Genomic DNA, 12,877 nt, shown 5'->3' with positions numbered 1-12,877 from the left:
GGCAAAAGATCAAGCCTCCGCCCGCGCCACCAGCGTCAGGATGGAGTAGGTGGCGACCAATACGTCATGTTGGTTCGTCACGTCCACATGCCAGCGCACGACTCCGGTAGGGCGCTCACCCTCCTTCGGGTCCTTCGCGGTCTTGCTCTGGACGGTGAGGCGGGCGCGGATGGTGTCGCCGAAGCCCACCGGCTCGGTGAAGCGCAGGCCCTCCAGCCCGTAGTTCGCCAGCACCGGCCCCACGCCGGGGTCCACGAAGAGGCCCGCCGCCGCGCTGAGGACGAAGTAGCCGTGGGCGACCCGCCGCCCGAACAGGCTCTCCGAGGCCCCGATCTCGTCGACGTGCGCGTAGAAGCGGTCGCCGGAGAGGGCCGCGAAGGCCATAACGTCCGCCTCGGTGACGGTGCGGCGTGGGGTGAGGAGGCTGTCGCCGACCTGCAACTCCTCGAAGGTCTTGCGGAAGGGATGAATCACGTCCTCGCGCACCCGCGCCCCGCGCACGTACTCGCCCGTGATCGCCGTCATGGTCGTCGGGTCGGCTTGCAGGGCCGTGCGGGTGAGGTAGTGCTTCACGGCGCGCAGGCCGCCCAGCTCCTCGCCGCCGCCCGCGCGACCAGGGCCGCCGTGCTTGAGGCTGGGGAGGGGCGAGCCGTGCCCGGTGGACTCCCCCGCGTCGTCGCGGTTGAGGATGTGGACGCGCCCGTGGGCACTCGCCAGCCCGAAGAACAGCTCGCGCGCCTCGTCCGCGTCGTGGGTGACGAGGCTGGCGACGAGGGAGCCGCGCCCGCGCCGGGCCAGGGCGGCGGCCTCCTCCAACCCCGCGTAGGGCATCAGCGTCGCCACCGGCCCGAAGGGTTCGAGGTCGTGCGCGGCCTCCCCGCCGCCCGACTCGCGGGCGAGGAGCAGGGTGGGGGCTATGAACGCCCCGGCGTCCCAGTCGCCGCCGCGCAGCTCGGGGCGCTCCCGACCGATCAGCACGTCGTTCTCGGCCTTGAGGCGTTCGATCACCTCCAGCACGCCATCGCGCTGGGAGGTGCCCACGAGCGGCCCCATCCGCACGTCGTCGCGGCTGGGGTCGCCCAGCGTCACGCCGGAGAGGCGCTCGCGGATGGCGTCGGCGACCTCCTCCACCCGGCCACGCGGCACGATCACGCGGCGGATGGCGGTGCATTTCTGCCCGGCCTTGCTCGTCATCTCGTTCACGACCTCGCGCACGAAGAGGGCGAACTCCGGCGCCTCCGGCGTCACGCTCTCGCCGAGGACGATGCAGTTCAGCGAGTCGGCCTCCGTGTTGAAGGGGACGCTGCGCCCCACGATGGTGGGGTGGACCTTGAGCTTGCTCGCGGTCGCCGCCGACCCCGTGAAGGTCACGAGGTCCTGTTCCTCCAGGTGGTCGAAGAGGTCCCCCGTCGTCCCGCAGATGAGTTGCAGCGCCCCCTCCGGCAGTAGCCCCGACTCGTGGATGGCGCGCACGACCGCCTCGGTGACGTAGGCCGTCTGCGAGGCGGGCTTCACGATGGCCGGAACACCCGCGATGAGGTTCGGCGCGACCTTCTCCAACATCCCCCACACCGGGAAGTTGTAGGCGTTGATGTGGACGGCCACGCCCTCACGCGGGACGAGCACATGGCGGCCCAGGAAGGTGCCCCCCTTGCCGAGCGGGTTCACGTCGTCCTCGACCACGAAATTCTGCGCGGGCAGCTCGCGGCGGGCCAGGCTGGAGTATGAGAACAGCGTGCCGATGCCGCCGTCGATGTCCACGAGGTTGTCGCGCCGGGTCGCCCCGGTGAGGTGCGAGAGGGCGTTGAACTCCGCCTTGCGCTCGGTGAGGTAGCCCGCCAGCGCCCGCAGCAGCCGCGCCCGGTCGTGGAAGCTCATCCGCCGCAGCGCCCGTCCGCCCGTCTCGCGGCCATAGCGCAAAGCCCCGGCGAAGTCCAACCCCTCCGACGACACGTAGGCGACGGGTCGCCCATAGGCGGCGTCGCGGATTTCCTGCCCGCCCTGCGCGGCGTGCCAGCGGCCAGACACGAGGGAGGCGACTTGGATGGGACGGGTGAGGGTGGTCATAGGCGGTCCTTTCGGGGCTGGGGGATGGAGTTATGGAGACTTCTGAGGATGGACTACCATTGTGTATGACGATCACCAACGAGCGCGACCTGGAAGGCATGAAATGGGCGGGTCAGGTCGTCGCCAGAACGCTTGAGGTCCTTAAAGCCGCCGTGGAACCCGGCATCACGCCCGCCGAACTGGACACGCTGGCCGGTCGAATCTTCGCCGAGCATGGGGCGTTCTCCGCTCCCCGCGCCGAGTACGCCGCTCCCGTGAACGTGTTTATCAGCGTGAACGAGGATATCGTTCATGGCCTGCCGACACAGCGTCCCCTCGCGGCGGGCGACGTGGTGTGCATCGATGTCACGCCGAACGTGGGGGGATACGTCGCCGACGCGGCGGTGACGGTGGCCGTGCCTCCCGTGTCGCCCGTCGCCGCCCGGCTGATGGCCTGTGCCGAAGCGGCGCTCGCCGCCGCCATGAGGGCCGCCCGCGCGGGGCGTCCCATGAACGGCATCGGCAAGGCGATTGAGACGGAAGTCGCGCGGCGTGGCTTCACCCTGCTGCGCGAATTGCAAGGGCATGGGGTAGGCCGGGCCATTCACGAGAAGCCCGACGTGCCGAACTTCTACCACCCGGCGTTGAAAAAGCCGTTGCATGAGGGACTGGTCATCGCCGTCGAGCCGATGGTATCCAGTGGCCGAGACTGGCGCACGAGAACCCTGCGGGACGGCTGGACGATCTCCACGACCGATGGGGGCATCGCCGCCCACTTCGAACACACCATCATGATTACGAAGGGTGCACCGCTGATTCTGACGGCCTGAAATGACCACTCCCCGCCCTGAAAGGCAAGGCTTCTCAGGCGACAGGTTGCCCATAGGCGGCGTCATGGATTTTCTACCCTCCATGCGCGGTGTACCAGCGGCTCACGACGAGGGGGGCGACTTGGATGGGGTGGGTGAGGGTGGTCATAGAGACTACTTGAGTTAGAGCAGATCGAAGGGAGTGAGAATGCCGACCAAGCAACGACCTTCACCCTCTTTGTCGAAAACCATTGCAGGAGAACCGTTCATCTTTTTAGAAGCCGTGTACACATCATCTGTTACACACAGCTCTTTAGCCCTCTTCAAGTCCTTGAGCCTCAGTCTAGGAGGCGCATGATGAACATATTTATCGCCGTCTGAGGAGTTCCTCCACGCTTTAGCCACGTATGCATCACTGACCAAATAATAAGTGCCGTCTTTATAGTATGGCAAGTACGAAAAGGAGTTCTCCAGCATCAATTCTCTAATCTTCTCCAATGTATAGAACTCAAGAATCTGGACTATATCATTAGACATAAGGTAGGAAACTTGAACATTAGACGGCATCAAAGACTCCTCCAACATCAGGGCCAGCTTGACGGCTCGGGAAGCGGTTTGACGGGCGAAAACGCCCCTATGAGCAAGGTCGTTTCGTGCATCAATCACCAGTCCAAAAAGGACATTGAGATCAGTTTGACTGCGTGCGGACACTTGACTCAAAAGAACGGTCTCACAACTTCCTAAACCCTTTAAACGCTTTTTTGCAAGGGTAGCGCCCAATTCCTCCAGGCAGAAGCAAATCGTCTTAAAGTCCTCTGCGTCTTCCAGCGTCTTATAACGGGCTGCTCGCAGACGGCGCAAAAAATAGACGGCCTGCTCATCGGACAGGCCGCTTGTCATACCGACTTCATCCCCTCGAACGGCTCCCTACAGCGGTTGCACACGTACATGCGCTTGCACAGGGCCGAGCCGAAGGAGGCGGTGACGCGGGTGTCAAAGCTGCCGCAGCGGGGGCAGGCAACGGGATGGGGGTCGAGGGTGATCAGGCCGCCGCCGTCCGACGGGCCGGGGGGCGCGATGCCGTACCGCTCCAGCTTCTCGCGGGCGGGCGCGGTGATGTCGTCGGTGCTCCACGGCGGGCTGATGACCGTCTCCACGCTCACCGTGTCGAAGCCCAGCGGCACGACCGCCCGGCGGATGTCCTCGCGGATGACGTGCAGGGCCGGGCAGCCCGAGAAGGTGGGCGTGAAGCGCACGGTCGCCATGCCCGCCTCCACCTCCACGCCGCGCACCATGCCCATCTCCACGATGTTGACGACGGGAATCTCCGGGTCGTTGACGTGGGAGAGGGCGTCCCAGACGGCGGTGATGGAAGCCTCCCCGCCCATCACCACGCCTCCGCGTTCGGGTGCTGGCGGGCGACGCGCTGGAACTCGGCGAGCAACGGCGCGAGGTGTTCGGTGTGCTGGGCGCGGGGCACGGGCTGGGCGTCGGGCGGCGTCAGTCCGCAGCGCCGCAGGTGGGCACCGACGAGGGTGAGCCAGCGGCCCCGCAGTTCCCCCACGTCGGGAAGAATGCCCGAGACGACGGCGGCCTCCTCCCCCTCCAACGGCTCGAAGAGGCCCAGGGCATAGGGCCACAGCTCGTCCAGCGCGGCGCGGGTGCGGCGGGTGCTCTCCGGCGTGCCGAGCGCGAGGCGTTCCACCCACAGGGCCGTATGTTCCAGGTGGAAGCGTTCCTCCCGCACGGCGAGGGCGGCGGCCTGCGCGACGGGCGCATACGTGCTACGCCGCGCCCCGTCCAACCACAGGAGTTCCCAGGCGTCGAAGAGGTACTGCCGGACCATCGTGAAGGCCCAGTCACCCCTCGGCAGTTCGGTCAGGGGGCTGTTGCGGAAGCTCTCCGGGTCGCGGTGAAAGGCGAGCGCGTCGGGATCGGAACCGTCGAGCGTTCTCCGCAGCTCCAGCCAGTTCATCGCGTGCCCCAGCTCGTCCTGCGCGATGTTCGCCAGGGCGATGTCCTCCTCCAGGATGGGCGCGTGTCCCGTCCACTCCGCGTCCCGGTGCGCGAGGAGGAGTTCATCGTCGGCGAGGGCAGTCAGGCGGGCGATCAGGGCGGCCCGCTCCTCGGCGGTGAGGGTCGGTGCCTCGGCGGTTTCACTCATGGTCGCCCCCCTTCCTCGGCGTCTTGTGCTTGCTGATGTGCTGGCCGACCACACCGTAACTGCTCTGCTGCTTGTAGGTCTTCTCTTTGGCGGGGGCGAACCAGCTCTCCACCGTGTCCGCGTCCTCGGGTGTGCCCACGAAGGCCGACACCGGGATGACCCACCAGACGAGCAGCCCGTCGCCGAACGCCTCCCGCGCCCGCTCTAACGCCGCCTGCGGGCTGTCGGCCTCCACCTCGCCGAGTTCGTCCACGAAGGTCATGGAGCGTTTGTGGGTCTTCTTGGCGAAGACGCGGTAGGGCTGCGCCTCCCCCGCCTCGCCCGGCAGCCGCACTCCCGCGCCCAATTCCTCCAACGTAACCGCGTGAATGTCGGCGGCCCGCACCGCCCGCAGGCTCACGGCGGAGGGACGGCGGGCGAAGACGCTGCGCGCCGTGTACAGCGCGTGGTCGGCGTCGGTGGCATGGACGCTGCCGACCGCCTGATGCACCTTGCCGGGGCCGTCCTGCTTGAAGACCTCCCAGCGGGGCCATTGGGTATCGGGGTGGGGGTGGGTCATAGGTCTCCTGTCATGGGGAAGCGGGCGGTGAGGGAGGAGTGGTCTCCTGCGCCTCGCCGCCCGCCGCCCCGCACGCTCAGTCCGCCGCTTGCGCGACCTGCCGCGCCGAGTACGCTTCCATCGCCTCGCGCACCCACGCGCCGTCCTCGTGGGCCTGACGACGGGCACCGAGGCGTTCCTTGTTCAGCCCCTGCTTGCCCTTCACGACCGCCCAGAACTCGTCCCAGTTGATCGGCCCGTGCCGCCAGTTGCCGTCCGCGTCCTGATGGAGGTCGGGGTCGGGGATGGTCAGGCCCGCCTCCAGCAATTCGGGGACGTGCTCGTTGATGAACTCCTGGCGCACCTCGTCGTTCGTCTTGAGCTTGATGCCCCAGCCCGCCAGCGCCCCCGTGTTGGGGCTGTCGGCGTCGTGCGGGCCGAGCATCATCAGGGCGGGCCACCACCAGCGGTTCAGGGCGTCCTGCGCCATCTGGCGCTGCTCGGGCGTGCCCCCCGCGTAGGCGACGATCATTTCCTTGCCCTGCTTGTGGTGGAAGGTCTCCTCCGAGCAGATGCGGACCATCGCACGCGAGTAGGGGCCGTAGGAGCAGCCCGCCAGCATCGTCTGGTTCTTGATCGCCGCGCCGTCCACCAGCCAGCCGATCATGCCCACGTCGGCCCAGTTCTGGGTCGGGTAGTTGAAGATGCTCGAATACTTCGCCCGGCCCTCCAGCAGCGCGTCAAGCATCTCCTCGCGGGTCGCGCCCAGGGTCTCGGCGGCGTGATAGAGATACTGGCCGTGCCCCGCCTCGTCCTGCACTTTGGCGATGAGGATGAGTTTGCGGCGCAGGCTCGGCGCACGGGTGATCCACTCCCCTTCGGGAAGCATCCCCACGACTTCCGAATGCGCGTGCTGCGAGATCATGCGGATGAGCTGGCGGCGGTACTCGGCGGGCATCCAGTCACCGGGTTCGATCTTCTCCCCACGAGCGATACGGGCGTTGAACGCGGCGTGCTGCTCGGCGGTCTCGATCTGCTCCATCTGTAGGGTCATGGGGGTCCTCCCTGGGTGACTGGTCCTGACGGCTGAGGCTAACGCTTGTTAGGACAGTATACGGGAAGGTGAGGAAGGTGTCAAATAAGTCTCAGTCGGGGAAAACTCTGTTTTTGAGGGGGACGAGCTAACGCTCATTAGCCTTCTCGCCCGAGCAGTCGAGGTTTGGCCGCCCCCTTCCCCACCTGTTACCATGCCGTTCTGATGCCCCCCAGCCCGCCCCCCTCCGAACGCAAGGAGCAGATTTACCGCACGGCGGCGCGGCTGTTTTCCGAGATGGGCTACCGGGCCACCTCCATGCGGGACATCGCGGCGGCGCTGGGCATCAAGGCGGGCAGCCTGTACTCGCACATCGAGGGCAAGGAGGACCTGCTGTGGGGCATCGTGACGCGGGTGGCCGACGAGTTCGACGAGGCGCTGCGCCCCGCCGAGGACCACCGGACGCCGCCCGACGAACGGCTCGTCGCCGCGCTGGAGGCGTACACACGGGTCGTCACACGCAACCTGGAGTACGCGACGGTCCTCTTCAGCGAGTGGCGGCAGCTTCCGCCGGAACGTCAGGCCGCGATCAAGGCGCGGCGGGACGCGGTGGAGCGGGTCTTCCGGGGCATCATCCGCGACGGCGTGGTGGCGGGCACCTTCGCGCCGGACACCGACATCAAGCTCACGGCGGTGCTGGCGCTGTCGGGGGCCAACTGGCTGCCGAACTGGTTCAGGCCAGAGGGCGACCTCTCGCAAGGTGACGTGGCCGACACCTTCACGCGGCTGATCCTGCGCGGGATCGAGGTGAGGAAGGAGGCGGGGTGAGGTTGGACGGACGGCGGGACGAGCCTGCCCGCTCGTTCGGGAGGACAACGAAGGGAAAACGCCCTGCCTCTAGACTTCTCCACCTACGGCGGCAGGAGCGCGCCTCACAGCGGTGTCCCCATGAGTTGAAGGCACCCTCCTTCCACTCATGGGGTCCGAGCAGAGCGAGAAACCGTGATACGGAGCGGTCGAAGTGGAGTGGATGGGGGTGCTTTCCTCCCATCCACAGAACGGAGTACCGCGATCACGCCCCTCAACCCCGTTTCTTCTCCCACATCCGGGGAGTGGCGGGAAAAGCAGTCTGACGCCGCGACCGCCTCCACTCGGTCTCCTCCACCAGAGCCTTGATTTCGGCGTCGAGCGACGCCAGCTCCTCCCGGCGTCTTCTCAGGCGTTCGGACAGGAGATGCAGCGTCTCCGCCCGCTCCCGTGGATCAGGGCTGTCCCAGTGGATACCCAGCGGCGAGTCGTCGTCCATGCGTACAGGAGAACCCTCCGTCACCTGTAGGGGATAACACGTTCGGGAGCCGATCTTGGATTTTCTCTCAGCCCTCGCACGAGTTGGGCGAAGGCCCCTTTATCCGGCATTTCCAGCGGCGTCCGACGGCGACCAGAGAGAAGACGAGGCCCCCGGCACCCCGGAGAACCCCCGTCTCAGGCGGCTCTTCCTGCTCGTCTTTACTTCGTTCCCACCGGCTCGTGGTCCTCCGGGTCGGCCCAGGGGTCCAGCACGCACTTGATGCAGCCCTCGTGCTTGTGCTTGAAAATCTGGTAGCCGTGGGGAGCCTCGTCGATGCTCAGGCGGTGGGTGATGATCACCGAGGGGTCGATCTCGCCGCGCTGAATGTGGCCGGTGAGGCGGTCGAGGTAGCGGTGGACGTGCGTCTGCCCGGTCTTCATCGTCAGGCCCTTGTTCACGAAGGCACCGAGCGGAATCTTGTCGGCGAGGCCGCCGTACACGCCGGGCACGCTGACGGTGCCGCCCTTACGGCAGGCCATGATCGCGGCGCGGAAGGCGTGGGGGCGGTCGCTCTCCAGCACGCGCGTCGTCTGCTTCACGGCGTCGGCAAGGCCGCCCGGCCCGCCCGCGTGCGCCTCCAGGCCCACGGCGTCCATCACGGAGTCGGGGCCGCGCCCGCCCGTCATCTCCTTGAGGCGCTCGAACACGGGATCGGTCTCGTAGTTCAGCGTCTCGGCCCCGGCCTGCCGCGCGAGGTCGAGGCGTTCGGGGAAGCGGTCGATGGCGATGACCCGCTCGGCCCCGAGGAGGAAGGCGCTGCGGATGGCGAACTGCCCCACCGGCCCGCACCCGAACACGGCCACCACGTCGCCGGGGTGGATATTGCAGTTCTCGGCGGCCATGTAGCCGGTCGGGAAGATGTCGGTGAGGAAGAGGACCTGCTCGTCGGTCAATCCCTCGGGCACCTTGTACAGGTTCTCGTCGGCGTAGACCGTGCGCGCGAACTGCGCCTGCCCGCCCGCGTAGCCGCCCGTGATGTGCGAGTAGCCGTACAGCCCCGCCGGGGAGTAGCCCCACAGGGCCTCGGCGAGCTTGGGATTCGGGTTGGAGTTGTCGCACAGCGAGGTCAGACCGTGTTCGCAGTACCAGCACTTGCCGCAGGCGATGGGAAAGGGCACGACCACCCGGTCGCCGACCTTGACGCGCCGGACCTCCGGGCCGACCTCCACGACCTCGCCCATGAACTCGTGGCCGAGGATGTCGCCGTGGACCATGCTGGGCACGTAGCCGTCGAGGAGGTGCAGGTCCGAGCCGCAGATGGCGGTCGCCGTCACCCGCACGATGGCGTCGGTGGGTTGCAGCAGCTCGGGGTCGGGCACGCGCTCCACCGAGACGCGGTTGATTCCATTCCAGACGACGGCCTTCACGTGGTCCTCCGGTTGTCGTACATCTTCGCCTCCGCCTTCATCGCGCCCTTGCGTCCACTGGGCTGGCCCTCGGTGGTCGGTTCCTGCCCGACCTCCAGCCGCCGCTTGAGCCGCCGCAGGTCATCCCCGACCTGCTCGCCCGGTTCCTCGCCGAGGATTCGCGCCACGACCGCCCCCAGCGTGCCTCCCGGCGGGCGATACGTGATCGAGACGTGGAGTTCGGTTCCCCGGTTGCCGGGCGCGGGCCGGAAGTCCACATGGCCCTCGTTGGGCACGGTGGCCCCCTCCAGCGAGCGCCACGCGATGCGCCGTCCCGGCTCGTCCTCGGTGATCTCGGCGTCCCATTCGACGCTCGTGCCGAGGGGGGCCTTGGCGACCCAGTGGGAGCGCCGCCCGTCGCCGTCCTGCACCCGCACCGATTCGAGGTGACTCATGAAGTGCGGCAGGTTCTCGAAGTTGCGCCAGAACGTGTAAATCTCGTCCACGGGCTTACCGATGGTGACGGCCCGCTGCACGATGATGTTGTCGTCCTCGGTGCGCTGCACGCGCGTGACGGCGCTGCCCACGCTGCGGCCCAGCGCCGCGCCGGAGATCAGGAGGGCACCTCCCGTCCCCAGCAGGATGCCCGACTGCCCGCCCTGCCGCAGGCTCAGGAGGATGAGACCGACCCCGAGGCCGCCGAAGAGCAGCCGCTCGGCGGGGCTGGAGTTCTGCGGGCTGACCTGTTCTGTCTGTGTCGTCATCGGCCCCTCACCCCCCGGCGGGTCAGGGCGCGGGCGCACAGCACGTCCGCGACGGTGATCGCCGTGATCATCGCCAGCGCGTTGCCCGTGCGTTTGCGTGCGGTGGGGTGGTCGTCCGCCTGGGCACCGCCCAACGTCGCCAGATCGATCACGTCGCCCGCCACCCGCGCCCACACCCAGCCCGTGGCGGCAGCGGGTTGCGTCAGCAAGCCCACCCCCGCGATGAGTTCGCGCACCCCGTAGGCCCGCACGAGCGTATTTCGCTCCGGCACGCCGAGGAAACGGCTCAGTTGCCCCGGCGCGACCACCTCCAGCGTCCCCAGCCCGACGCTCAACCAGCCCAGTCCACGGGCCACCTGTTCTGCCTTCATGTCTGCCCTCCCCCTCCTGCGCTCGTGCGGCCCCTCGTCCCAACCGGGACAGGGCGGCCCCTCGCGTGAGGCATCCATCCTTGCCCCCCGGCTCATTCCGGCACAAGGACCCTGACCCGCAACTCGCCATAGGTTTGCTTCACGTTGTGAGGTTCTTCTCCGCAGAGGGCGGGCCTGCCCCCTCCGTACTGGAGAAGACAGGCCCGCCCTGAACTGCCCCTACCTCGCCAGAGTTCCCAGCAGGTCGCGGGCGGCTTGCAGGTGGCGCTGCAAGACGGGGAGGGTGCGGCTCGCGTGGGCCTTGAGCTGCGGGTTGGCACCGCTCAGCTCGCTGTAGGCGCGGAAGAGGTTGACGGCCTGCTCGTGCGCGGTGATCTGCGTGGTCACGTAGGCGCGGTCGAACGCGGCACCCCGCTGATTTCGCAACGCGGCGAGGTCGGTGAGCTTGGGACCCTCCAGCGCGGTCGGGAGCCGTAGCCCCAGCCGGGGTGCGAGGGTGCTGAGCTGGCGGCTGGCCGCCGTGTGGTCGCGGATGATCTCCTGCGCCAGCGACTTGACCCGCGTGTTACTTCCCTGCCCCGCCGCGAGTTGTGAGGACTGAAGCTCGAACAGGTCGCCGTACGTGGCCTGCTGCGCGAAGCAATTGTCGGTGTCGCTCAGCCGCGCCCCGCTCGTGTTGCCGGAAGTCGGCGTGCCCGTGGTGGACGTGGAGGAGGTGCCGCCCGTCGCGCCGCTCGTGCCCGTGCCCGTCCCTGTCCCGGTCGTGCCGGTGGTGCTGCCCGTCCCGGTGCTGCTCGTGCCCGTGCTTCCCGTCGTGGTGCCCGTGCCTGTCGCCCCGCTCGTGCCGCTGGTCGTCCCGGTCGTGTTCCCGGCGCTGCCCGTGGTCGTCCCCGTGCTCGCGCTCGCGGTTCCGGTCGTGTTGGACGCGCTGCCCGTCGCGCCAGCGGTGCCCGTGCTCGTCCCGCCGGACGTTCCGCTCGTCGTGCCCGTCGTGCCGGTGGTGCCCGTCCCGGTGCTGCCGGAGGTGCTGCCGGAAGTCCCGCCGGTCGTGCCCGAACCGGAGCCGGTGCCGACCGTGCCGCCCGTTCCTGTCCCCCGGTTGTTGGTGTTGCCGGAGCTGGCGGCACCCGCCACCGTGCCCGGACCGGAACCGACGCCCACTGTGCCGCCCGTTCCCGTGCCACGGGTGGCCGCGCCCGTGCCCGTGCTGGTGCCCGTGGCGGTGGTGCCTCCTCCCGACGTGCCCCGACCCGTCAGCCCGCAAATCTGGGTGGGGGAGGTGGCGGGGGCCGTTCCGGGGGTGGAGGGGGTGGTGGGCGTGGGGGCGGTGCCTGGGGTGGTGGAGGGGGTCGTCGTGGAGGGGGTGGTGGACGTGCCGCTCTGCTGCGCGAGGGTGGCACCACCCAGGGCGAGCGCGCACCCCAGGCCGAGAACGATGGGACTCCAGCGGAAGACGGGGGAACGTTGCATGGAAAGCTCCTGGCGTGAGACGACTTGGGACGAACGCGGACGGGGAAAACGTCGTGCGGGGCAACCGTGTGGACTGGAGGGCGGGACCCGGTGCTCATCCTCGTGTGGCGGCGCGGGGCCGACGTGAGGGCGGCGGTGAGACTGCCGGAACCGCCCTCTCACTCCGGCGTGGGCTGACATGAAGCACCGTTGCGGCGGTTCTCACGGTGGGGAGTTCGGGCCGGACTGCGCGAGGGGCGGACCCTCCCGACATGCGGACGGGCACGTGCCGCCCTGCGGAACCGCAACGCCCGGTCATCCACCTTTCATCCCGCCCCTGGGGCGTCCGGCGAGAGTGAGGCAGCCCGACCCCAGGAGGACCGCACCCATGAACCCCACACAGCTCAGCCGTGAACTGCGCCTGGCGCAGACGCCCGACCTCCGCCGCCGCCGCTGGATTCTCGGCCTGTCGCTGCTCGGCACCGCGATGGGTCAGGCGGTGGCCCTCTACCAGACCGGGATCATCCGCCGCCTGCCCGACCCTCCCCTCCCCGGCATCGACTCGAACAAGGTGGACGCCTCGGACTACGCCTACAAACGCCTGCAAACTCCCGACGCCCTGATGATGATCGTCAATTACGGCGTGACCGCGTGGCTCGCGGGTGCCGGGGGCAAGGACCGCGCGACCGAGGTGCCGCTACTGCCGCTGGCGATGGGCCTGAAGGTGTTGGGGGACGCCGCCTTCGCCGCCGAGCTGGGACGCGAGGAGTGGCGCGAGAACAAGGCCCTGTGCGCCTACTGCCAGGTGGCGACCCTCGCCTCGCTCGCCTCCATTCCGCTCGCCTTCCCCGAAACCCGCCGGGCGATCCTGACCCTGCTGGGCTGACGGCCTGACAGATTTTATGAGGGCGAACGAAAAACGAGCTGCCAGCCGACTTCGAGCGTTGTTTGTAGTACAGTATGAGGGCGTTTTCGTCCGCTCAGTGGCTCAGGGTCAGGCTTACCCTGG

Annotated in this window: 14 protein-coding genes; 3 read left to right on the top strand and 11 right to left on the bottom strand. The window is 68.2% G+C overall.

Going from position 1 to position 12,877, the window contains the following annotated elements; genetic code table 11:
- Positions 1–9: 9 nt before the first annotated feature.
- Positions 10–2,067 carry a phenylacetic acid degradation bifunctional protein PaaZ gene (gene paaZ, locus V3W47_RS02590; RefSeq protein ID WP_331823601.1) on the bottom strand — a complete coding sequence of 686 codons (2,058 nt, stop codon included), beginning with the start codon at positions 2,065–2,067 and terminating at the stop codon, positions 10–12.
- 65 nt (positions 2,068–2,132) lie between these two features.
- Here paaZ and map point away from each other — a divergent pair, with 65 nt between their 5' ends.
- Entirely contained in the window at positions 2,133–2,876 is a 744-nt protein-coding gene (gene map / locus V3W47_RS02585) for a type I methionyl aminopeptidase (RefSeq protein ID WP_331823600.1), read from the top strand.
- A gap of 162 nt (positions 2,877–3,038) precedes the next feature.
- On the opposite strand, the gene V3W47_RS02580 is transcribed toward map, so the two are convergent.
- The 5 genes from V3W47_RS02580 to paaA all read right to left on the bottom strand — a co-directional run bounded on the left by V3W47_RS02580 (position 3,039) and on the right by paaA (position 6,611).
- Positions 3,039–3,755 (bottom strand): hypothetical protein, encoded by a 717-nt coding sequence (locus tag V3W47_RS02580; RefSeq protein WP_331823599.1) that lies wholly within the window; start codon positions 3,753–3,755, stop codon positions 3,039–3,041.
- A complete protein-coding gene (gene paaD, locus V3W47_RS02575; RefSeq protein ID WP_331823598.1) occupies positions 3,752–4,243 on the bottom strand; it encodes a 1,2-phenylacetyl-CoA epoxidase subunit PaaD in 492 nt (163 codons plus the stop codon). The genes V3W47_RS02580 and paaD overlap by 4 nt, the downstream gene beginning before the upstream one ends.
- Complete coding sequence (paaC, locus tag V3W47_RS02570; protein WP_331823597.1) at positions 4,243–5,019, bottom strand: 1,2-phenylacetyl-CoA epoxidase subunit PaaC; 777 nt, start codon at positions 5,017–5,019, stop codon at positions 4,243–4,245. Before paaC ends, paaD begins: the two co-directional genes overlap by 1 nt.
- On the bottom strand, positions 5,012–5,578 hold the full coding sequence (locus V3W47_RS02565; RefSeq protein WP_331823596.1) for a phenylacetic acid degradation protein: 567 nt from the start codon (positions 5,576–5,578) through the stop codon (positions 5,012–5,014). The genes paaC and V3W47_RS02565 overlap by 8 nt, the downstream gene beginning before the upstream one ends.
- 76 nt (positions 5,579–5,654) lie before the next feature.
- Positions 5,655–6,611, bottom strand: a complete 957-nt coding sequence (gene paaA, locus V3W47_RS02560) for a 1,2-phenylacetyl-CoA epoxidase subunit PaaA (protein ID WP_331823595.1) — start codon at positions 6,609–6,611, stop codon at positions 5,655–5,657.
- Between the two features lie 204 nt (positions 6,612–6,815).
- On the opposite strand from paaA, the gene V3W47_RS02555 reads away from it, so the two are divergent.
- Positions 6,816–7,418 (top strand): TetR/AcrR family transcriptional regulator, encoded by a 603-nt coding sequence (locus tag V3W47_RS02555; protein ID WP_331823594.1) that lies wholly within the window; start codon positions 6,816–6,818, stop codon positions 7,416–7,418.
- 253 nt (positions 7,419–7,671) lie between these two features.
- Here V3W47_RS02555 and V3W47_RS02550 read toward each other — a convergent pair whose 3' ends face one another.
- The 5 genes from V3W47_RS02550 to V3W47_RS02530 all read right to left on the bottom strand — a co-directional run bounded on the left by V3W47_RS02550 (position 7,672) and on the right by V3W47_RS02530 (position 11,889).
- Positions 7,672–7,896: a hypothetical protein gene (locus V3W47_RS02550; RefSeq protein ID WP_331823593.1), complete on the bottom strand. Its 225-nt coding sequence runs from the start codon at positions 7,894–7,896 to the stop codon at positions 7,672–7,674.
- 200 nt (positions 7,897–8,096) lie between these two features.
- On the bottom strand, positions 8,097–9,305 hold the full coding sequence (locus V3W47_RS02545) for a zinc-dependent alcohol dehydrogenase (protein WP_331823592.1): 1,209 nt from the start codon (positions 9,303–9,305) through the stop codon (positions 8,097–8,099).
- Complete coding sequence (locus V3W47_RS02540) at positions 9,302–10,048, bottom strand: SRPBCC family protein (protein WP_331823591.1); 747 nt, start codon at positions 10,046–10,048, stop codon at positions 9,302–9,304. The genes V3W47_RS02545 and V3W47_RS02540 overlap by 4 nt, the downstream gene beginning before the upstream one ends.
- The gene (locus V3W47_RS02535) at positions 10,045–10,419 is read right to left on the bottom strand and encodes a hypothetical protein (RefSeq protein WP_331823590.1); all 375 of its coding nucleotides are present in this window, start codon (positions 10,417–10,419) and stop codon (positions 10,045–10,047) included. The genes V3W47_RS02540 and V3W47_RS02535 overlap by 4 nt, the downstream gene beginning before the upstream one ends.
- 219 nt (positions 10,420–10,638) lie before the next feature.
- On the bottom strand, positions 10,639–11,889 hold the full coding sequence (locus V3W47_RS02530; RefSeq protein WP_331823589.1) for a DUF4142 domain-containing protein: 1,251 nt from the start codon (positions 11,887–11,889) through the stop codon (positions 10,639–10,641).
- A gap of 367 nt (positions 11,890–12,256) precedes the next feature.
- Between V3W47_RS02530 and V3W47_RS02525 the strand changes: the two genes are divergently transcribed.
- The gene (locus V3W47_RS02525) at positions 12,257–12,754 is read left to right on the top strand and encodes a vitamin K epoxide reductase family protein (protein WP_331823588.1); all 498 of its coding nucleotides are present in this window, start codon (positions 12,257–12,259) and stop codon (positions 12,752–12,754) included.
- Positions 12,755–12,877: the final 123 nt, after the last annotated feature.

The organism is Deinococcus sp. YIM 134068 (assembly GCF_036543075.1).
Lineage (GTDB): Bacteria > Deinococcota > Deinococci > Deinococcales > Deinococcaceae > Deinococcus > Deinococcus lichenicola.
The sequence above is the reverse complement of the archived record's forward strand: the minus strand, read 5'-3'. Positions and strand labels throughout refer to the sequence as shown.